The sequence below is a fragment of the Thalassotalea sp. PLHSN55 genome, from assembly GCF_052030545.1.
Lineage (GTDB): Bacteria > Pseudomonadota > Gammaproteobacteria > Enterobacterales > Alteromonadaceae > CANMXU01.
Map to the genome: position 1 here is coordinate 267,872 of NZ_JBPDIH010000005.1, position 22,624 is coordinate 290,495.

Here is a 22,624-nt window from a genome sequence, read left to right on the forward strand (position 1 = left end):
AAATACTCATTCTGGAAAAACATGTACTATTTTGTCCAGAGCAAATGTTTGACTATCAATGAAGATTCTCATTTAATATAAACAAGCTTTATAAAAGGAAAAATGAATGAAAGCTGTTCTAGAACACATAACTAAAGACGTTAGGCAGTCTTTTCATTACGCAAATTTTGAGCATTATCAATTCAATTCGCCTTGGCATTATCACCCACAATGGGAATTGACCTATATCAAAAAAGGTACAGGTATTGCGTACATTGGCAATACTATTCGAAATTTTTGTGCTGGTGAGTTAGTACTGGTTGGTCGTAATTTGCCACATTGTTGGCGCAGTGAAGCCAACAAACAAGTGAGCGACGAACTAGGTGTCGCCTCAACTTTTATTCAATGGGATGAACACTTGCTCGGCGAGAATTGGTTACAAAAACCAGAGTTTGAATCGATTGCCAATTTATTAGATAGAAGTCATCAAGGAATATTGTTCTCAGCTAAAGCAAGCAACGCACTGGTAAAGCAACTGGAAAACCTTAAGCGACTATCTTCATTTGAACGCTTATGGCAATTTATTGAGATATTACAAGCACTCAGCCAGATTGACGCCGAAAAGATCAGTCACGAAGCGGAGTTTGAAATTAATCATCAAGCGTCAAAACGCATTGAAAACCTAATCGCTTTTGTCGAGCAAAACTATCAAAACTCGATAACCGCTGACGACTTAGCCAAAATAACCCACCTTACCCCTTCATCTTTTTCGAAATTTTTTAAGAAAGTCTTTAATAAAACATTTACCACGTACCTGAATGAATATCGCATCAGTCAAGCCTGCATTTTATTAAGAAATAGTGATAAAGCGGTAGAAGACATTGCTTTTTTATGTGGCTATAACAACATGGCTTTTTTTCATCGACGTTTTAAAAAGCAAATGAAAACTAGCCCTGCAGTTTATCGTCGGCAGTTGGCCTTAATTTCAACAAGCGAATTAAAAGGGAGTTGATTGAAAATAAGCTAGTTGACCAGTTTACGGAAGTTTTCTCGAAAATGGGTGGGTGACGTGCCTTTAACCTTTTTAAAGTATCGGTTAAAACTACTAATATTAGAAAAGCCAACATCGTAAGCCACTTTTAGTATTGAATCTTCACTTTGAATTAACCTAGTTGCCGCCTCTTCAATGCGCTTGTCATTTAGGTATTGCAAAAACGTTTTACTGGTCGCTTTTTTAAAACTTCGACAAAATGCCGTTTTTGTTAAGTTGGTAATTTCCGCAATTTCTTCTAGGTCAATGCTACAAAAATAATTGGCATTTACCCAGTCTATCGCCGCATTTAGTTTATGAGACTCGAGTTGGCTGCCCGTAAACGACTGGGTTGGTATGATTTGTTCAATGTTTTCAAGCTGGCTAATATTGGTTAGTAAGGTTAACAAGTGAACAACAGACAAAGCACCTTTAGAAATACAGGTATTTTCAATGATCTTTTCCACGTGAGATTCATTGCTTTTAATTCTTAAGCCAAATTTCGCACTTTCTAATAACTTGCCGATAGTTCGAAACTCCGGAATATGAAAAAAGGTTTCGCCAAAGCAAGTGCCGCTAAATTGAATAACAAGTGAGCGCACTTGCTCATCACCTTCAGCACTAATAAACGAGTGCGGTGTATTAGCGCCTAATATAAAAATATCACCTTCGTTAAATTCACACGCTTGATCATTCACTAATAAAGTACCACTGCCTTTATTAACTAAAACAATTTCATGCTCAACGTGAAAATGATACGGATGATCAAAAGACGGTCCTTCATACAAGTAAGCACTAAACGAGCCCGATTGATATAAAACGTCTTCTTTTATTGCTTTCATAAAAATATTTTAACTTATTAATAACGATATAATTTTTCACCAACATTTGTTTATTATGATGCTGAAAATCAAGCTAGTTTGATGTCACATAATGAACGAATTACGGTTAAAGATCATCTACAGAAAGCTAATTTTTAGTCAAATTCACCGGTAAATACCACCCTGAAACAATCAATCTGATAATTTTAGCCTTGCATCGGCTATTTTTAGCCGCTTCATTTTTATCCGATAATGGCAAAGTAAAAATACAACAAGAAGATCGCACATTACAAACCACACCATATTCGATGAATAAGTTGGGAGATAACAATGACAAAAGCCAAATTAAGTAAATCTACACTCGATTTTTTAGAACCAATGCAATTACCCTTTTTTTCAAATGGTGATTGGCAAACATCAGCGCAAGCAATAGATGTAATTGATCCGGCTACCAGCGAAAAAATCGCATCTGTTTCTCTAGCAAGTGCCCGAGATATTGACCAAGCGATAGACAGTGCTGCAAATGCTTTTACCGCCTGGTCAACGCAAAGCATTACTTTAAGAACCCGTTGTTTACGTAATCTTGCACAACTCATTCAACGAGATGAACAAATACTCGCTGAACTCGAATGTATCGATGTTGGCAAGCCAATTAGCGCAGCATTAGAGTTTGATGTGCCATTTGCTGCAGATTGCTTTTCATATTTTGCCAATGTCGCTGAAGATTTTGAATACACCAGCAATAACAACCTAACTACAACAGACAGTCACGTCGTTAAACTTCCTTATGGCGTTGCAGGTTTTGTATTTCCTTGGAATTTTCCACTGACCTTATGTGCTTGGGGTATCGCGCCGGCACTCGCTGCGGGTAACACCGTCGTAGTAAAACCCGCGTCTGAAACACCTTTGTCTAGTCTATATTTGGCAAAACTATGCCAAGAAGCAGGCTTTCCCGCAGGTGTAGTAAATATATTGCCTGGTCAAGGCTCTGTTGCGGGCGAAGCACTAATTTCGAGTCAAAAAATTAAACTCATGTCATTCACTGGTTCAACCGCTGTCGGTAAACATGTTGCTGAAGTATGTGGTCGAAATCTAGTGCCAGCAAAATTAGAGCTTGGCGGTAAAGGCGCAGCAATCGTCTGTAATGATGCCAATGTTGATCATGCAGTAGAAAACCTATCTGGTGCAGTTACCCTAAACGCTGGACAAGTTTGTTGTACCGCATCTCGCTGGTACATTCATGAAGACATCTACCAAGAATTTGTTGATAAAGCCAAAGCAAAATATCAATCAACTAAAGTACTTAATGGTGCGCATCCAGAAGCAGAAATGGGCCCTATTTGTACCGAAAAACAACTTAGTCAAGTGCTTAATTGTATTAAGGAGGCAAAAGAGCAAGGTGCAAAAGTGCTTTGTGGCGGCAATCGAATAACCCATGGCGAATATGCGAACGGTTATTTCATTGAACCAACCCTACTAGCAGGCTCAGACGATAATACATGGGCGCAAGAAGAAATATTTGGGCCTGTTGCCTTTTTACTCAAATTTAGCGATGAAGACGAAGTTATTAACCGAGCGAACCAAAATCCGTATGGTTTAGCCAATAGTGTCTGGACAACCGATAGCGATAAAGCCATAAAGCTCGCCCACAGCTTAGTTGGCGGTAATAGCTGGATCAATGCACACAATGTATTTGAATACGGACTCAATTATGGTGCCTGTAATCAAAGTGGTTGTGGCGGCGGGGTAAATAGTGTCGCAACATTTGAAGGCTATTTACGTCATCAATCGATCGCATCTGTTCGTTAATAAGGGCTCAAAATGATCGAACTACTGAAAGCAAAAGGGTTTGAACTGTCTAAAAATACACAACTTACATCACTTACTGGTGGCGTAAGTTGCGATATTTTTTTAGTACAAGACGGTGAAAACTGCTTTGTGGTTAAACAAGCATTAGCCAAACTCAAAGTCAAACAAGATTGGTTTGCCGACACCAACCGTAATATGTATGAGCAAAGATATTTGCAGTATTTGAACACGATATTACCACAATGTGCGCCTAAAGTGATCGCTGCATTTGAGCATGACAACTTGTTTGTGATGGAGTATTTAGGAAATCAACATCAAGACTGGAAAAAACGGCTATTACAAAAAGAGTTTTGTTCGCAAACCGCACATCTTATTGGCTATGCTTTAGGCGTTATTCATCAAAAAAGTTGGCTTGATCCGATTGCCAAGGATCAGTTTGACTCAGACGATAATTTCAAAGAACTTAGGCTTGCCCCATACTTTGAGACACTTGCCGACAGTTATCCAGAACAGCGCCCTGCTATTTCGGCATTGTGTCAAAAGATAGCTGGACGAAAGTTATGTTTAGTACATGGTGATTTCAGTCCTAAAAACATTTTAGTGAAAAAAGGAGATGTCAAAATAATTGATTGCGAAGTGGCATGGTTTGGCGATCCAGCTTTTGATGTTGCTTTTATGTTGCATCACCTATTTTTAAAATATTTTCACTTTAACGATCCTGCGCTACTTAAACTCAGTCGGACATTTATTAACGCTTATCAATCGGCGCTAACGCCTGTTTACTTAACTGATGTGCCCTTTGATCATATTGCCAACATTACGGCACTTTTGATGTTGGCCAGAATCGATGGAAAATCACCTGTTGAATATTTAAGCCAACAAGAAAAAAAACAGGTACGAAAATTTGCACTTACGTTATTTGCTCAAAAAATAACGACCTATCACGAATTAGAAAAAGAGATACAACAACATGAAAATTAAAGATATCGATGCATACCAAATATTCGACTCTCGTGGTCAACCCACTGTTGAAGCCGTTGTTACTTTAGAAAATGGCGTTAAAGGCTTTGGGTTAGTACCTTCGGGTGCATCAACAGGGCAATTTGAAGCCATAGAATTACGTGATGGCGACCCTAAATGCTTTGCCGGAAAATCGGTTAAACAAGCGATAGCGCATATCAAAGGTGAACTTGCACATTTAGTTGTTGGTTTAGATGTAAGCGAGCAACGATTGATAGACAAAAGTATGTGTGAGCTTGACGGTACCGACAATAAATCACGCCTTGGCGCAAATGCAATTTTAGGTATTTCTTTAGCCGTGGCGAATGCCAACGCAAAACATTTAGAGCAGCCTTTATACCAAACGCTAGACAATCACTGCGATAACAGCCTTATCCCGTTGCCAGAAATTCAACTCGTTGGCGGCGGCGCTCATGCTCAGTGGTGCACAGATATTCAAGACTTTTTACTTATTGTTAATGGCGCGAAAAGCTATCAAGAATGTTTAGAAGTTACCTATAACGTATATCAGCAAGGTGAAAAACTTTTGAAAGCACGCGGCTTATTAGCCGGTTGTGCAGACGAAGGCGGCTTTTGGCCAAACTTTAATTCGCATGAAGAAATTTTTGAATTTGTAATTGAAGCTATAGAAAAAGCCAATTATGTACCGGGCAAGGATGTATCGCTTTCTTTAGATATTGCCGCGAGTGATTTATACCGAGATAACAAATATCACCTACCACTAGATGGCAAATCATATTCACCTGAACAATTTTTGCAGCTTATTTTAAACTGGTGTGAAAAATATCATGTATTGTCAATTGAAGATCCTTTTGCTGATACAGATGAGCCTATGTGGCAAGCACTTACAGAACAAATAGGCGATAAAGTACAAATTATTGGCGACGATTTATTTACCACCAACAAAGTTCGCATTCAGCACGGTATTGAAAATAAACTCGCCAACAGCGTACTTATTAAGCTTAATCAGATTGGCACCGTAAGTGAAACCATAGATGCAATACGTTTAACGCAATCAGCCGGTTGGCTGCCTGTTGTGTCGGCGCGTTCAGGGGAAACGGAAGATGCTTTTATTAGCCATTTAGCCGTAGCAACTAACGCGGGGCAACTCAAAGTTGGCTCTTTTACACGCAGCGAACGCATGGTGAAATGGAATGAACTTATTCGTATTCAACATCAGCAATCCTTACGTGCAAAGTTTATTGGTGGTGAAATATATCAATCACTCACCAAAGGTTAGGTTACAAACTTAACGGTATACTCAAAGAGCTGATAGCCATAGGTTATTAGCTCTTTACGATAATTTTACTACTTTCCAAGCTGATGCGGCTTTTGCCATACGCGAATATAGTCCACTTCAAAGTCGACGACGCCATCGTCTTTTTTACCTTCGGGACTATTTTTTTCTAAATCCGCTTTACTGTTGGGGTAACCGTGCCAAGCAAATGTTTCCATGTCTAACCATAAGTTAATCGGTTTGGTTGCCACATAACCGTTATAATTTTTTGGCAGACCTTCGCGATTTTTATGCGCCCACTCGGTAACTTGCTCTGCAGTAACCGAGGAAAATAATTTGCCGTCGATATAATAGTTGACGCCGTTTTCATGCCATTCAATGCCGTAAACGTGAAAATCGTCAGCTACTCTAAAACCTAATTGCTTGCGTTCGGTATAGCTAGGCTTTCCGCCAACCGGCTTTTTCCAGTCGCGAATTGACCACCACAATTCACTATCAAGGTGTGCTTTATTAGGGTCTTCTCGGCTGTCACCAAAAGACTCAAAAAAGTCAAATTCAAGGCCATCGCCCATCGACCAAAAGGCACTGGTGATCTCGGCATCTGCCGATTTACTTCGAATTTCAATATAGCCGTAAGTAAAACCACGACGACCAATAAAACAAGGCACGGTTATGTTTTCGTGTTTCATTGGCTCACCAAAAACTGGCTTGCGCACTTCATCGCTAAACGGAAAGTCTGGCTCCCAGCGCGCTTCTAACATAAGTTTGCCATTTTCTAAGCGATAGTTTCGTCCTGAAAATTGCGACGGAGCACGGCCTTTCCAAACCCATTTATTAGGCTTATCTGGGTGTTTATATTCTGGCTTGCCGTCTTTAAATTTACCGACAATAAACCAACGGTCTTCATCAACTTTACTGCTGTTAAATTCATCGCTGACTTGGGTATTGAGTACCCAGTTTCCTGTATTAGTCGGATCAGACAACGGCAAGTGTTGAAGCGTTGCTTTTGCCAGCGCATAAACTGGCATCGTTGCTAATAGGCAACTTGCTGCAAGCAATAGTCGCTTAAGATGATTAGCTTGGTTAACTTGATTAGCTTTCAAAATACCCTTCCTTATTCTCTTTTTTAGATGTCTTAAATGTTACAGTGATAGCAATGGTTGCCATTAGAGGCGATGCTGATGTAATTGATAAAATTGATGCATTTTTTGCTGAGCATCATTAGACAAAGTTTGCTCGGCCAAATACCAATACAGTTTTCGCGCTGAAATAATCGTTAAATGTTCAATTTTAGCGGCAAGCAAACTATTAATGGCTTGCTGGTCAAGGTGGCTACTTTTTAATATTTGCACGAATAAATGCACTTCTTGATGCTGCCAATCACGCGATAATTGACTAGAAATACGATGTAAAAATGCTGAAGACGTTTTCGCTTTGTTATTAAGCACACTTTGCAGTGCTAAAAGACGCACCGGCAGTAAATCATGCTCAAGCAAAAATACGATTTGCTGTTGATAATCCGCTTTATTAAATTGTTCAATATATCGAATAAAAGCCATTAAATAATTTTGACTATTAACATTTATTCCATGGCGCAAAATATCAGCGCTTTCTCCGTCGAACGCTCTTTTTAGGGTTAATTGTTCAAGAGCATAAAGTTTAAGAAATTCATCAGTAGATCTAGCCAATTGATAAAGCGACTTTATGCTTTTGCTCTGCCCGCTATGGCGACGTATTTTTTCGACAATTTCACCGTTGGCAAAGTGCCATAGGGTAAAACAAGTCCATATTGCGCCTTCAACATAATCGTTTTTATTAATAGCGATGGTTGCGCCAGACATAGCGTCAACCGAGTTGCCACCACTGTTTTTCGCGACCAATTCTTCTTTGTAAAATAGCTGCAGGCTATTCGCCCGATCACTTAAAATTCGATCAAGCTTGCGATAATCTGCATGTTCAAACGCCTGCCCTTGGCCTTTTTCAAGGGTAATACCACTTCGCAAGGTGAGTTTTTGATAACGGCCAAATTGGTCCCAATGCAAAGTAACTGGGTCAACTTTACAGACTTTTTCACCACAATAAACCGATTCAACGTCCATCGAATAGTTGCTATCGTCGTTTAACCCACTACTGCTAACACGTAATATTTTAGTGATGGGTTTATCAGTTAAATTTGCAGCATGACCAAAACTCACTTGCACCTGTTGTGCTTGAAAGTCATCAAGCACAATCAAAAAAGCGCTAGTGCACAGTAAAACCGCAACAACCACTAGCCACTTCATTAGGCGTAAGCTCTCACTTCATAAAGTCTTGCTTGGTTTTTCCCGTAGGTTTGTATTAGCTCAATTTTTATCGCAGTGGCTAAAACGGGTGCAAACGACAATGTAATTAGCCGTGTGCGGTTATTGTCTAAGGTAGCAACGGTTTGCCATTGACCTTTTATTCGTGCCAATACCGCTAACGACTTCATCATTTCTTCAGGTACGTTGTTACGATATATCCCTTCGTTTTGAGAATCTTTTCGCATCATAATATTGCGCTGTAAATTGGTATCGCATTTTATTTCAACCTGTGAAATCGTCACCGGTTCTTGCCATTCTAACTGCACATTGGCAGGTAATTGGCGCGACTGCCAATGGTTGATATTGCCATCAATATCGCGAGAGATTCCATTGATTAAATGTTTTGCCTCACCTGAAGATGTGCTTGAGGCAAATAATTCAAGCGTTTGTTTAGCAAGATCTTTATCATCATTGGCTGGGCGTTTAGGAATATAAACATCAGCACGTAACAAACTTTCCTGTAATTGCGAAATATGATGCCTTGCAAGTTCTCTCGGACTAACATTTTTATCGCAGCACAAACTTGCCGCAGTGCCAACCGCTTGTCCTTGCAGTGCACAAGTGGCCATAATGCGACTCGACGATAAAGCAATATGTGTTTGACTAACGTTACGCCCAGCAAAGAGTAAATTCGCAATATTTTTTGAATATAAACTGCGAAATGGAAACTGATATATTTCTTCAAAATGCGCATGAAAATAGCTCGGTGGCTCAGTCGGGTTTTCAATACCGCCGGGGTTATGTTCATCTAACGACCACCCCCCAAAAGCCACCGCGTCGTCAAAGTGTTTATAGCCGAGCATATCGGGCTCAGACAATATATAATCGCCAATAAAACGACGAGATTCACGCCTTGAGGGCAACGATCCAACCCAGTCTAACGCTAAATTTTCAGACTCAGGAAACTTGCCTGAGTTTTTAATGTAGTGCCAAACACCATGTAAATAAGCCATTAATTTATGACGATTAATTTCAGCATCTGCAATAATATCATCGTCGCTACCTACCTCTATCCACCAAATACCTTCGTGGTAAGCATGAAATTTACGTTTCTGATGAGCGCCATTTTTTTCTGGATCGTATTCCATTGCCCAACTTGGCGGCGAATAAGGCATAGGTTTACCCATATCTTTTGCCGACATTAATAACGATGCGCCCATTTGCCAGCCATCCGGTTTATCTGGTGCATACTGCTCGTTAAATTCTTCTTTGCCTTCACGTCCGGTACGATACTCCGCACCAGCAGAAGCCGCTAGCAAACCGTCACCGGAACAATCAATAAAATATTTAGCCGACAACAAATATTCCGTTTCCGTGGTTAACTGCCAGCAACGCGCCGTTTCTAGCGTGTCACCATTGGTAATGGCTTCAATGGCTTGAGTATTTAGTAATAACTCAATATTTGGCTCACGAATAACAAAGTCATACAAGACATGGTCCCACACGGGAAAAGACTCTTGTGGGTTTTCAAAGCGGTTATGCAATAGCATTTCTTCGATAATGCCAGTTTCACGCTCGGGCAAACCATTTTTTAAATGATTAACGCCATTAAGATGAACGCGCATCTCACTAGAGGCATTGCCTCCTAATACCGGTCTATCTTGCACTAAAATCACACTAGCGCCATTTCTTGCCGCAGACACGGCAGCGCAAATTCCCGCGGCGCCACCACCAATTACGACAACATCAGCGTGCTTTTTTTGTTGTCGATTGGGTTTCATCGACTTGCCTTTGCCTAAATGCAGCCACTTATCTTTGCTACGACTGGCAATTGAATTGTTACTGCTTGCCTGTGCGATACTTGGTGCTAACCCTGTTGCGGCAAGACTTGCTGCGCCTAATTTAAAAAAGCTTCTTCTTTTCATGTGCTGGCCTTTGAATTAAATCATTTATGAGAGTTTGGATAACGTTGTTGTTTTAATTGCTTTAATAATAAGCTTGCGATTGTGCGCTCACTGGCAGCGATGTTATTGGTTTCATTAGGGTCATTTTGATGATCATATAATTCAACAAACATCGGTGCCTTGTTATAGTCACGGGTATCTTGCCAAGCAATAAGACGATACTGCTTAGTTCGCATTGCATAGGCCATTAAGTGTTGTTCAAAAAGTTCCCGCTGCCATCGCTGCCCGACTTGGCTTTTTATCTTGTCTTCAACTTGCTCAATCAGTGGACCAAAATAAGTCTCTCTCATACCTTTTCTTAATGGGTACGCGCCCCACTCTCTAAGCGCAGGTGTTGGGAACTGACTATAAGCTGCCGTTTTTAATTGCCGCTCTGGTTGGCTAAATAATGGCACTAAACTTATACCATCTAGGTTTTGGGGTGTTTCTAACCCGGCAAGTACGGTTAGTGTTGGAAAAATATCGACAAGCTCAACTAAAGCATTTGAACGAACAGAAGCTGCGTTTTGTTGATATTGTTTAGCAAGTTTTGGCGTCCAAAATATGAGTGGCACACGCGTAGCAATTTCATAATTGGTCGCTTTTCCCCAAATGCCTTTTTCGCCTAAGTGATAGCCATGATCGCTCCACAAGACAATAATGGTATTGTCGAGCAAGTTTTCTTTCGCTAGCGCGGCAATTAGTTTTCCAATTTGTGCATCAACATAACTCACAGTTGCGAGGTAGGCGTGTTTTAGCTGCTTTGCTTGCTCGGTAGAAATGTTTCCTTGTTTGGGAATATCAAAAAACGTTCTTAATTCAAACGAAGCATGTAATCCCATCGTTGCACCATTTTGAGGTGCTTGCGTATCTTGGCTTAGCATTATTTTATCTCGCTGATATAAATCCCAATATTTTTTGGGGGCTATCCAAGGTAAGTGTGGCTTTTTCATACCAAAAGCTAAGAAAAATGGCTGTTGGTTAGACTCGGTTAGTCGTGCTAACGCGGCTATGGCAAGCTCGGTACTATAACCGTCTGGGTAGATATGATCGGCAACTGGCTCACCTTCTACGGCAGGTCCACTGCCCAAACCAAATCTTGCTTGCTGCCCATATTTAGCAAACATGGCTTTACGGTGAGTTTGTTGTATTTGGGCATTACCAGCATTAGCGTACCGAACAGGTTTTGCTGTAGATGAAGGCAACCAACTTGCTTTAGGTAGCCAACTCCACGACTTCTCATCGTCTAAATCACCGTGATGAAATATCTTGCCGACATAGGTGGTTTGGTAACCTTGTTCTTTAAAATACTGCGGGATAGTAACAACCTCAGGGATTTTTGCTCGAAATTTAACGTAATTATGAGTAACACCCAATGTAACTGGACGTAAGCCCGTCATAACACTCGCGCGCGATGGCCCACATATCGCTTGTTGTGCATAAGCGTGGTTAAATTGGATCCCCTGTGAAGCTAATTTATCGATATTGGGTGTTACGGCAATATTACTGCCATAGCTGCCAATTTCAGGACGTAAATCGTCAATAGAAATAAATAAAACATTAGGCTGAGTTAATACGGCTTGAGCAAATAACGGCGGATGTAAAGCAAAAGCAATAACCATTACTATCCGTCTAATGATTAACGGTGAAACGATATTTTTTAATGCAATGATAAAATTCAATGTCATTTGGCTACCTAAATTTCAAATAGGGCTATCCATCAAGCTATTGTTTATAGATAAGCAAAGCGCGTTAACGATATAACCTGTCTATGCTGCGTAAACAATGAAATAAAAAGGCACGCTAGCCTAAAATGTTTAAACTAGCGTGAGATGATTTGAACTTACTTTGGCGTAACTTCTAGCAATAAAATGCCTTCAGATTCAAGTTCAAAGCTTGAGTTGAGTGAGTTGCTGGTCATTAAGTTTTTAATGACCATGTTTTGGCCAGTTCTTAACGATAAGTCAATTTTAGCCGTGTGGTGACCAACATTTAAAATGTTAACCAAATAACTGCCATTAGGCTGTTTCACTGTGCGCCATGTCGTTGTTTTATGAGCAACACCGCTATCTTGTGTCAGTACAACATCCGATAAGCTGTTGTTATTAACTTCTGCCAGTGCCGCTTGCTTAATTTTGGCAATATCGCTTGTTTCAAGCACAATTAGTTTGCCTTTACCCGCGCTTAGTTTTGCTGTGCGTTTTTGACCATATTCATTCAGTGACAAGCTGTTTGAATTATCTAAAATCACGGTACCGCCTTGGCTTAAATATCCTTGAATGGTGGCAAATTCTTCATCGCTTACATAGTGATTTCGATAAACAACAATCGCATCCCATTGGCTATTATCTTGCTTTTCAATAATATTTTTCGTGGCAAATCCCATCGGGAAACCTTCAAAGAATAGTTCTTCGTAAAGCTTGTAGCCTTGGGTCATGTAGTCATCAATATTGATGGCGGTTGTTTCTGAATAAAATAAGCGCAGTGGTCGACGTTGTTCACGCAGGGCTACAATTTCTTCTGAGAAACTGTTTAAGTCGTACATCACTTGGGTCACTTCGTTTGTAACATGCGGCTGCATATTATTTGAACCTGCATAGGCGCCGCCTAAACCTGGGTCGAAAAAGTCTAAGTCGCCTTCTAAGCGATCTTCTGGTGAGCCATCTGGATCACGTGCCCAAAACCAGCCCATGTTGGCATCCATACCCAATAATGTTGCCAGCCAATACACACTGCGCACATAACTGGTACGGGTGTCTAAGTCACGCCATTGACCTGAAGATAAAAAGTGCGACTCTGAGTTAACGTTAATTTTATTTGGCGCAACCGATTCCATAAAGTCGTGGAACATGGCAACAATGCCCCAGTGATAGCTGTATTTTTCAAGCCATGCTGATGATTTACCCGGACGAATATTTTTACTACCAAACGACTTGGCATCATGACCAACCATAGTGGTTAATTCCGCCAAAGCTTCGGTATCGATACCGCCTGAGCGTGAATTGTCCATGAACATACGCGGCATAATTTTAATATGTGTATCTGCCTCGGGGTTTACTGAATGAAGCTCTTTCTGCATAAAAGCAAACCAGTCGGTGCCACGGTCCATGTTATAGCGCATCCAATCAAACCAAATGGGTTGGCCTTTTAACGCAGTATCAAGCGGTATATCAATTTCAACTTGGTCAAAGTTTGCATAGCTAGTGCCCCAAGTAGCATTTAAATGATTAATATCGCCTTGGTGTTTGTTATCTAACCACTGGCGAAATTTAGCCAAGGTGTGTCTAGAAATTGAATTCATTTCTTTAAAGCGATAGGTCCAATGGTCTTTTTCTGAAAACCAATGTGGTTCATTCGCCAATACAAAACCTAACTCGGTGACTTTTTTATCTTTGGTTAAACGCCCGGTTTCACGAATAATTTTGCCCCACAAATCACGTGCTAACGGGTTATCAACATCAAAACCGGTAAATAGCGAGCGTCCTTTGCGCACTTCGGGATCTTGCGCTTCTAGCCATTGCGGAATACCCATGATCCAATAAACCAAAAAGCCAATATTAGTATCTGGAATACCGGTGAGCTCTTTCATTAGCTCTTGATCAAAACTGCCATCTTCTTTAACCAAAAACGAGTTAATTGCGCGGTCATGATCCACCGGATATAAATTTTCACCGCCGTGATATAACGCGCCTAAATGATCATTGTAAACATCAGTATTTGTGAGCGGCTGACCGACGGTTTTAGAAAAATAATCGTACGGGAAAATAGGCTTACCATTACTGATAAACATATTGTCGCCGGCTTTGGTGCCTTGCCAGTCGACTTTATTCACTGGACGACGTTTTATTTCGCCACCCAGCTCTTGACCTAGTACATCAATACCTTTGTCGAGTATTTCAATGACCTTGGTACGTTCAAAATCGGGAAGTTTTTCAGCTAACTCTTTTTTATTAGCGGCATAATAACGCTCGTAACCAAACGCTTTTTCAATCGTTTCAGGGTTTGCTTCATCCCAATTAGCAAATTTTAAAAACTGTTCAGCAAACCAAACAATGGTTTCTTCTCGCGCAACATCGATATTTTTCGAACGCGCGTTATCCATCATTTCAGTTAATGTTGCCAGCTTTATACGCGCTTGCTGCTCTAAAGGGCTAATTGCACTCGCTTGCGCACTTGCTAAGGTTTCTACCGCAGGTGCTGGCAAAGCTTGCGTTGCTGATTCTTGCGCATTGTCATGCTGACTACAGCCAGCCGCCATTAATGATACTGACGCAATTGATGCGGCCAAAAAATGTCGTTTCATGGTCTCTCCCGTTGTTCTGCTTTATTTCTTTTTACACAGAAATAAGCGGATTATCTTTTTAATGAGAAATACTATACATCATATGTTTACATTCGTATACTGTTTATAATGCTTATTTTTATTTTCTGAAAACGCCATGCGGATCATCAAAATACACTCCAGAAAATGAATAATAGATGCTCTGAAACTAATAGTTTTTATACTGAAAGAGTAACGGCGACTGATCAGAAGATAATGTTATTAACTTGAAGGAAATAATTTATATGCTAGATTTGGTTAGGTGCTAGATTTTGACTTGGCTTGAAAAGCCGCTTCAATAGCGATAAAAATTTCTATGTTAGTAACAACGGTACAGATTTATCGCGAATTGGGTTTAAAAACGAGTAACTTGGTCAGGATAGATGCTTTAGTTACTCGATTTTTAAGCCATTATGAGACTATTTTATGATGAGCTTTTCTTCTTTTTCAGCTTTAGCTTTTAATTGATTATATAAGTTTTCATAAAAATCTAATCGACTTTGCTGGTAAGGAGTCGCAGATAAAAAGATATTGTTCATATTTTTCTGGTTCCACTCATTCCAAAGATTTGCCATTTTAGCTTTTAGTTGCGGGTATTGCTCAACGATATTATTTTTCTCGTAAGGATCATTAATCATATCGTAAAGCTCTGCTTTTTCTTGCTTTTGAGCTAATAGATATTTGCTTTTTTCGGTTCGTACTGCCCATTTATTTTGCTCTGTTCGCCAAAAAAGAGCTTTATGCGGTGAGCCTTTTTTATCACCATTTAAGTAAGGAATAATATTCTTCCCTTCTAATGGTTTGCCTGAGGTATCGCCATCGCCCAATGCCACCGCTGTTGCCGCAATATCTAACGCAGAAACCAAACCGTTAAATGTGCCACTTTTTTTAATACCTTTAGGCCAGTGTACAAAGAATGGCACATGAGAACCGCCTTCGCGCATACTACTTTTGCCATCACGAAATGGCTTACTTGATGAATAAATTCTTTTGCCTTTACTATTTTCATTTGCCGCTGTCATTGTTGCAGCGCCACCGTTATCTGACAAAAAGAAAATCAGTGTATTATCAAATTTTCCTGATGCCTTTAACGCGTCAACCACCATACCAATACCACTGTCCATTTCATCGATCATGGCCGCATAAATTTGTCGGTGTTGATTTTTAATATGGCTGTATTTTGCAATTGTCTTTTCAGGGGCTTGCAATGGTCCATGCGGGGCATTGTAGGCTAGGTACAGCATGAATGGTTTTTCCGCTTCCGAGACAAACTTTGCAGCATCTCTACTTAATGCGGTGGTTAAATACTCATTAAATTCGCCAGTATTATTATTACGCATTAAAGGTTCAAAAGTACCTTCATTGGCGCCATAGCGTGGTTTATTATTTTGTAACAATGGCAATATCATATCTGTTTGTTCAGGAAAGTAACGATGCCCCCCAGACAAAAAACCATAGAAGTAATCAAAGCCACGATTATTGGGATGAAAAACATATGAACCACCCAGATGCCATTTGCCTATAATGCCCGTGGTATAGCCTGATTTTTGTAGGCGTTTAGCAAATGTTTGTTCCGTATTTGGTAAACCATTGTGCATATCAAACTTTGAATTAGTTAAGTTAATGTCTAAACCAAAACGTGATTGATAACGTCCTGTGATCAGTCCAGCACGAGATGGACCACAAAATGGATGTGTTACGTAGCCATTTTTCATGATGACACCATCATGTGCTAATTGATCAAGTCTTGGCGTGAAAATATCTTTAGCGCCGGTAAAACCAACATCGCCATAACCTAGGTCATCAGCGAGAATAACTAATATGTTTGGTTTATCATTCGCAGCATAGCTATCAAGTGCAAATAACAAAAATAAAATACTTGTAAGTAGTTTAATCATTAGTAATAGGTTCTCTCTTTTAGTTTATCTGAATATTTGAAGCAATTATTTATATAGCGTTAAAGATTGTTTTGATACCTTCATAAAAATCACTCCCTACCAAAATAATCATTTATTTCAAATAATTATAAAAGCCAGTAGATAAGCGACCTTTGAATACGTTGAATCTAACACGTCATAAATTACACACAAATATCATTTATATATGAATACCACCCATTATATTTAAACTTATATTTATATCAATAACCATTTTAGTAAAGCATAACGACGCTATACCAATAAGTAAGGTCAATTCTGATCAGTAGTGCTTTTTACCACTAATTTCAGTTAAACCTTATAGTTCAGCCAAAATATGGTGACGAATCATATCGACATAAAAATTCGTTTAACACAAAAAACAACATGTTATCGATAACAAACAAATCAGTAAGATTGACTAACAAACCAGAGAGTCGTTTTGTATTTAAGAATCGATTAAGCACGTCGGACGTAAAAGTAATTATTCCTGACGACAAGGATACAATCGTTGAATAAGGGTCAGAGTATAACGCTTGCAGCCTTGCACCATTATACTCTGAGCTCGCACTTGGTGACTGGTGGCAAGCCACTAATGACGCACTTGCTCAAATAAAGTCAAAAAATAACGCGGCACTAAAAGGGGGGAATCAATTGGCGTATCCGGACAAATACACGACACGACCTTGCTTGGCAGCAACAATAACATTATTCTCCCTGCGATTTTATGGAATGACGCTCGCCGTGAAGCACTATATAAAACTATTGAACAACGTGCACCAAAACCGAGCAATTACCGGCAACGTTGCCATACCTAGTTTTACCGCACTTTAATGACCGGCAATTTTTCCTTAGACATTTAAGAAATCACTGGTCCCCTTTAGCTTGATGCAGATAAAAGACAACAGTCAACGCAAATGTTAAAAGCAACCGATTTCCCCATTTATCACATATCTAAGCTTTGTTAAGACTCTAACATTACTGGCTACTTGGATGAAGAAATTACCAATATCTGTAGTATGAATGAAGTCTCAGTGTTCGACGGTGGTGGCAATAACGCTGCAGGTGCCGCTGGCATTCGCGTTATTAACGAAAAAAAGCGTTTTTTATCGTTAGATATTTCTGGTATATATTTGGTAACCAACAAAATCTCCCCCCCTGATAGCGACGTGGACTTAGTTATCGGATCAGGTAGCACCATGCAAGCTTATTATTTAGCGTGACACAATAAATTAAGTAGCAAAGCATTAGTTATGAGTAACACATGAGCAAACAATTTTTCTATAACATCAATAAAATTAAATTTGAATGTGCAAATAGCACCAGCCATTAGAATTTCGTTACTATGCTTATCAGAAAATACAGGATGGATTATTTTTTAAGACACAACTCCAATATACACAGTGAAATAATCTATCAAGAATTGTTGCCCAAGCAGCGCCTTAAACACCCATGGCGTTAATACTCAATCTGCCGTTAACTAGCCACTAGTTTAAAACGATATTAAGCGCAATAGCCATAGCGTTAACTATGCAGACGATATTAGCTTCTTGTAGCATATCGATAGTCATGCGTCATCAGACACCAGCGATAATAAAATGATTCCATTAACTTGTGTCATTTCTATTAGCTCTTTCACCGACACCAATGGCTTTTCATATCGTCATCAATTTCATCTACCACCAGGTGAAGACTAGTGGTGCGACAATTTTTATTCGAGCGCGTATAGATTCGCTCCCTAATATAAGACCTTATTAGTAAATTTATTCAACACATCATTATATTATAAATAATTTAGTAGCAATATTATTGAATGATATAAGCCGATAATTAAATAATGAAGTGTATTTAAACCACAAAACGTAATAATCAATTGCTCGCTAATGAAGCACTAAGTTGATTAATTGCTATAACGCTAAAATATATATTTTTATCAATAATGATTATTTATTACCATATTATCGAGCAAATTTTGTCCAGCTCACTAATCTCCCCTACAAGGCTAGTCTACAAGTAGTTCAAATCAAAGATAAAAATTTTGCTTCTTAACTAAAATCACAACCAGATAATAACAATTAAAAATCATTTTTTGTCATCTAAAAACTATATTCAAACAAAACTCACTAACACCGAATACAAATCACATATAATTATCAGGTTTTATATTTGCAATGGCTATTAAGATAAATTAAAATTACTTAAACACTTGGTTTACGCTGTCAGAACTTATTGGTTTTGGGTGCAAGAAACTCGCTATTGGATGGATTATGAAAAAGCTCAACAGACAAAATGCAACATCAACAACCTACCCAACTAAAATCATGCAATTTGGCGAAGGTAATTTTTTACGGGCGTTTATTGATTGGCAGATTAACCATTTAAATAGAGAAAGTGATTTAAACGCCGGTATCAGTATTATTCGCCCGATTGATTATGACGCCATCCCGTTATTAAACGAACAAGATGGCCTATATAGTACGGTTATTCGTGGCATTGATGAAAGCGGAAAAGCTATTGAAAAAATAGAAATTATTGATTGCGTGAACGAAGAAATCGCTATCTATAAAAATTTTGATAAATACATGGCGCTTGCAGAAAGCGAAACCATTAAGGTGATATTCTCAAATACCACCGAAGCTGGCATTGAGTTTGTTGATACCGACAAGTTAACCGATGCGCCGGCTAAAGCATTTCCAGCCAAACTTACTCAGTGGCTATATAAACGTTTTCAACACTTTAATGGCGCCCACAGTGCAGGTTTGATCATCATCCCTTGTGAGCTTATTGATTACAATGGTGACAAATTAAAAGAAATTTTGCTGCAATATTGTCAACTATGGCAATTAGAGCAAGGTTTTGTCGATTGGTTAGAGCATGCTAACCATTTTTGTTCAACCCTTGTTGACCGTATTGTTACCGGTTTTCCTCGTGATGAACACCAAGCATTACAACAAAAACTTGGCTACCAAGATAACTTTATGGTTACCGCAGAATACTTTCACTTATTTGTTATTCAAGGGCCAAAAGCAGTTGAAGACGTACTTTGTTTAAAAGACACCAGTTTAAATATAAAAGTGGTTGACGATATTTACCCGTACAAGCAACGAAAAGTGGCTATTTTAAACGGCGCACATACGGCTATGGTGCCACTTGCTTACATGGCTGGTTTAGAGTCTGTTAAAGAAACCATGTCTGACGAGCTACTATCAAGCTATATCAACAAGCTCATTTTTACAGAAATTATTCCAACACTTAACCTGCCAAAAGATGAACTAGAAGCCTTTGCTCAAGATGTGATTAAACGTTTTGAAAACCCGTATATTCATCACCAATTAATGGCAATTTCATTAAACAGCATGACTAAATTCCATACCCGCTTAGTTCCTCAGTTATTAAAGTATGTGGAAATAAACAACAGCGTGCCGCCAATGATCGCTCATGCACTTGCTGGTCAAATATTCTTTTACGGCGGTGTTCGTAATGATGAAAAAATCGCACTCGTTGATAGCGATAAATGGTTAACCTTATTTAGTGCAACTTGGCAGAAATTTCACGCCAAAGAAATCACCATTGAGCAACTTGTTAGCGCAGTTTTATCAGCTAACTGGCATTGGGGACAAGATCTGACTGAAGTTGATGGTTTAGCTTTTGCAGTAACTTCTGCCTTAGCGAAATTCATTAAATCAGGTGTTAGAACAGCCTTAAACGAAGCGTTGGTATAAATAATGAAAGCACTAATTAAATTACATGAAACAGATAATGTTGCCATAGCGCTAAGTCCTTTAGAAAAAGGAGTTTTATATCAATTTGATGATATTAAAGTAACCCCTACCACTGATATCGATAAAGGCCATAAAGTTGCCATTGTTAACATAGCTAAAGGCGACGACATTATTAAATATGGTGCCGCAATCGGCCACGCATTAGACTCGGTAAATGCCGGTGAGTGGGTTCATGTTGAAAATGTAAAAACCAACCTGAGTGACGAGCTTGAATACAGCTACGCACCAGAAGACACATTAGCAGCTCCTTTCATCGATACTTGTCCTGAGGTTAATATTTATCGACGTAAAAATGGTGATGTCGCCATTCGAAACGAACTTTGGGTTATTCCTACTGTAGGCTGTGTTAACGGTGTCGCCCAGCAAATGGTAAAAGAATTTTTGCAAGCGCATCCTGAACTTGAAATTGACGGCGTTCATGTATTTCCGCATCAATTTGGCTGCTCGCAACTCGGTGATGATTTAGTTAATACCCGTCGACTTTTACAAAACATGGCACAGCACCCTAACGCTGGTGGTGCACTCATTGTTGGTCTTGGTTGTGAAAATAACCAAATCTCCACCTTTAGAATGGGTTTAGACGACCTTGACCGCGACCGAATTAAGTTTTTAACGTCGCAATCTGTTGACGATGAAATTGAATCGGGCCTTGAGCTGTTAGAAGATATTTACCAAACCATACGTCAAGACAAACGAGTGCCCGGTAAGTTGTCAGAAGTGAAATTTGGTTTGGAATGTGGTGGTAGCGATGGCTTATCGGGCATTACCGCCAACCCATTATTAGGTCAATTTTCAGACTACCTTATTTCCCGAGGCGGTACGACCGTATTAACAGAAGTACCTGAAATGTTTGGTGCAGAGCAAATATTAATGTCTCGTTGTAAAGATGAAAGTACCTTTAACGACTTGGTTAATATGGTCAATGGCTTTAAACGTTACTATAAAGATCATAACCAGCCTATTTATGAAAACCCATCACCAGGCAATAAAAGTGGCGGTATTTCAACCTTAGAAGATAAATCACTCGGCTGTACGCAAAAAGCAGGTTTAAGTAAAGTGCAAGCAGTATTAAATTATGGTGAACGCTTAACAGCTCCAGGCTTAAATTTACTTAATGCACCGGGTAACGATGCCATAGCCACCAGTGCATTAGCATCAAGTGGTTGTCATATGGTGTTATTTACTACAGGTCGCGGCACACCTTATGGCGGTTTTGTACCGACCTTAAAAATTGCGACCAATTCTGAATTAGCCAAGAAAAAGCATCGTTGGATTGATTTTGACGCCGGCCAGCTTGTCACCGACAAATCAATGGACGTCTTACTTGAAGAATTCCTTACGCTGATTATTGACGCCTGTAATGGCAAACCTGTGTGCAACGAAATCAACGATGTACGAGAAGTGGCGATTTGGAAAAGTGGAGTCACGCTATAATGGCAGAGTTTAAACTCGCATTAATTGGCGAATGCATGGCTGAAATTTCAGGCGCACCTTTTACTGCCATGCAGCAAAGTTTCGGTGGCGACAGTGTGAATACCGCCGTATATTTAAAAAGCCTTTTACCTAATACTGGTCAAGCAAGTTTTGTTACTGCAATGGGTAAAGATCAGCTAAGCCAAGCCATTATCGAAAAATGGCAAGCTTATGGTATCGATACGCAATACGTATTGATTGACCCAAATAAGCATGTGGGGTTATACCATATTCACAATGACAGCTCGGGCGAGCGTTTTTTTCAATATTGGCGTAATGACTCTGCGGCCCGCTTCATGATGCAACATGAACAGATTGCCGCTGTTTTTGATAATTTACAAAATTATGATGCTGTTTTTCTTTCAGGCATTTCACTTGCCGTACTACCTGAAGATGACAAAACAAAGCTAGTTCAAGCACTGCATACGTTACGCAGTCAAGGCACTAAAATTATTTTTGACAGTAACTATCGTCCTGCTTTGTGGCGTGATATAGAAGAAACAAAACATTACTACGATAAGATATATGCCTTATCTGATTTAGCTTTAGTGACCTTTGAAGACGAGCAAATAATTTGGCAAGATAGCTCTGTAGAAGCTTGTAAGCAAAGGTTGGCAAAATACGATATCAACGAGATTGTCATTAAAGATGGTGAAAATGGCTGTTTTTATTCAACATCAGCACTAGAGCTACATGTACCAACAGAAGTTGTGACTAACGTAGTTGATACCACATCGGCTGGTGACTCTTTTAATGCAGGTTTTCTCGCAGCTTGGTTGAATGACAAAACACCAGAGCAATGCTGTAAAGTCGCCAATAAACTGGCCAGTAAAGTGATCCAGCAAAAAGGTGCTATTGTCTCTATTAACACTGACGAAGTTTGGGCGGTACTTTAACCATATTTACAATTTTCAACTAACAGTCAGACCTTGTGATTATTTTTCTTATCAGCAATTAGCGCTTTTAATTTAGGCGTTACCGTTTTTCATTAACATGCTGCCCCCACAGCTA

The 22,624-nt window shown here is 39.5% G+C and carries 16 protein-coding genes; 9 read left to right on the forward strand and 7 right to left on the reverse strand.

Annotated elements, in window-relative coordinates:
• The first annotated feature begins 106 nt into the window (after nucleotides 1-106).
• Nucleotides 107-991: an AraC family transcriptional regulator gene (locus tag ACRRSQ_RS12055; protein ID WP_440875993.1), complete on the forward strand. Its 885-nt coding sequence runs from the start codon at nucleotides 107-109 to the stop codon at nucleotides 989-991.
• An 11-nt stretch (nucleotides 992-1,002) separates the two neighbouring features.
• On the opposite strand, the gene ACRRSQ_RS12060 is transcribed toward ACRRSQ_RS12055, so the two are convergent.
• Nucleotides 1,003-1,851 (reverse strand): AraC family transcriptional regulator, encoded by an 849-nt coding sequence (locus ACRRSQ_RS12060; protein WP_440875994.1) that lies wholly within the window; start codon nucleotides 1,849-1,851, stop codon nucleotides 1,003-1,005.
• Nucleotides 1,852-2,160: 309 nt separating this feature from the next.
• Between ACRRSQ_RS12060 and ACRRSQ_RS12065 the strand changes: the two genes are divergently transcribed.
• Genes ACRRSQ_RS12065 through eno form a run of 3 tightly spaced genes read left to right on the forward strand, consistent with a single transcriptional unit; the run spans nucleotide 2,161 to nucleotide 5,899 of the window.
• Nucleotides 2,161-3,639, forward strand: coding sequence for an aldehyde dehydrogenase family protein (locus ACRRSQ_RS12065; RefSeq protein WP_440875995.1), 1,479 nt, complete (start codon nucleotides 2,161-2,163; stop codon nucleotides 3,637-3,639).
• A 12-nt stretch (nucleotides 3,640-3,651) separates the two neighbouring features.
• Nucleotides 3,652-4,620 (forward strand): phosphotransferase family protein, encoded by a 969-nt coding sequence (locus ACRRSQ_RS12070; protein ID WP_440875996.1) that lies wholly within the window; start codon nucleotides 3,652-3,654, stop codon nucleotides 4,618-4,620.
• Nucleotides 4,610-5,899, forward strand: a complete 1,290-nt coding sequence (gene eno, locus ACRRSQ_RS12075; RefSeq protein ID WP_440875997.1) for a phosphopyruvate hydratase — start codon at nucleotides 4,610-4,612, stop codon at nucleotides 5,897-5,899. Before ACRRSQ_RS12070 ends, eno begins: the two co-directional genes overlap by 11 nt.
• Before the next feature lie 68 nt (nucleotides 5,900-5,967).
• Here the strand turns inward: eno and ACRRSQ_RS12080 are convergent, their stop codons facing one another.
• The 6 genes from ACRRSQ_RS12080 to ACRRSQ_RS12105 all read right to left on the reverse strand — a co-directional run bounded on the left by ACRRSQ_RS12080 (nucleotide 5,968) and on the right by ACRRSQ_RS12105 (nucleotide 16,340).
• Entirely contained in the window at nucleotides 5,968-6,999 is a 1,032-nt protein-coding gene (locus tag ACRRSQ_RS12080; protein ID WP_440875998.1) for a family 16 glycosylhydrolase, read from the reverse strand.
• Between the two features lie 63 nt (nucleotides 7,000-7,062).
• Nucleotides 7,063-8,178: a hypothetical protein gene (locus ACRRSQ_RS12085; RefSeq protein ID WP_440875999.1), complete on the reverse strand. Its 1,116-nt coding sequence runs from the start codon at nucleotides 8,176-8,178 to the stop codon at nucleotides 7,063-7,065.
• Nucleotides 8,178-10,103, reverse strand: a complete 1,926-nt coding sequence (locus ACRRSQ_RS12090) for an FAD-dependent oxidoreductase (RefSeq protein ID WP_440876000.1) — start codon at nucleotides 10,101-10,103, stop codon at nucleotides 8,178-8,180. The genes ACRRSQ_RS12085 and ACRRSQ_RS12090 overlap by 1 nt, the downstream gene beginning before the upstream one ends.
• A 20-nt stretch (nucleotides 10,104-10,123) precedes the next feature.
• The gene (locus ACRRSQ_RS12095) at nucleotides 10,124-11,809 is read right to left on the reverse strand and encodes a sulfatase (protein WP_440876001.1); all 1,686 of its coding nucleotides are present in this window, start codon (nucleotides 11,807-11,809) and stop codon (nucleotides 10,124-10,126) included.
• Between the two features lie 155 nt (nucleotides 11,810-11,964).
• On the reverse strand, nucleotides 11,965-14,424 hold the full coding sequence (locus tag ACRRSQ_RS12100; RefSeq protein ID WP_440876002.1) for an alpha-amylase family protein: 2,460 nt from the start codon (nucleotides 14,422-14,424) through the stop codon (nucleotides 11,965-11,967).
• A 437-nt stretch (nucleotides 14,425-14,861) separates the two neighbouring features.
• Nucleotides 14,862-16,340, reverse strand: a complete 1,479-nt coding sequence (locus tag ACRRSQ_RS12105) for a sulfatase family protein (RefSeq protein ID WP_440876003.1) — start codon at nucleotides 16,338-16,340, stop codon at nucleotides 14,862-14,864.
• Nucleotides 16,341-17,011: 671 nt separating this feature from the next.
• On the opposite strand from ACRRSQ_RS12105, the gene ACRRSQ_RS12110 reads away from it, so the two are divergent.
• From ACRRSQ_RS12110 to ACRRSQ_RS12130, 5 genes are all read left to right on the forward strand, one after another.
• Nucleotides 17,012-17,176, forward strand: a complete 165-nt coding sequence (locus ACRRSQ_RS12110; RefSeq protein WP_440876106.1) for a hypothetical protein — start codon at nucleotides 17,012-17,014, stop codon at nucleotides 17,174-17,176.
• Between the two features lie 201 nt (nucleotides 17,177-17,377).
• Nucleotides 17,378-17,581 carry a hypothetical protein gene (locus tag ACRRSQ_RS12115; protein ID WP_440876004.1) on the forward strand — a complete coding sequence of 68 codons (204 nt, stop codon included), beginning with the start codon at nucleotides 17,378-17,380 and terminating at the stop codon, nucleotides 17,579-17,581.
• Between the two features lie 1,044 nt (nucleotides 17,582-18,625).
• Nucleotides 18,626-20,080: a tagaturonate reductase gene (locus ACRRSQ_RS12120; protein WP_440876005.1), complete on the forward strand. Its 1,455-nt coding sequence runs from the start codon at nucleotides 18,626-18,628 to the stop codon at nucleotides 20,078-20,080.
• Nucleotides 20,081-20,083: 3 nt separating this feature from the next.
• Nucleotides 20,084-21,574 (forward strand): UxaA family hydrolase, encoded by a 1,491-nt coding sequence (locus ACRRSQ_RS12125; RefSeq protein ID WP_440876006.1) that lies wholly within the window; start codon nucleotides 20,084-20,086, stop codon nucleotides 21,572-21,574.
• Nucleotides 21,574-22,509 (forward strand): sugar kinase, encoded by a 936-nt coding sequence (locus ACRRSQ_RS12130; protein ID WP_440876007.1) that lies wholly within the window; start codon nucleotides 21,574-21,576, stop codon nucleotides 22,507-22,509. The genes ACRRSQ_RS12125 and ACRRSQ_RS12130 overlap by 1 nt, the downstream gene beginning before the upstream one ends.
• The last annotated feature ends 115 nt before the right edge of the window (nucleotides 22,510-22,624 follow it).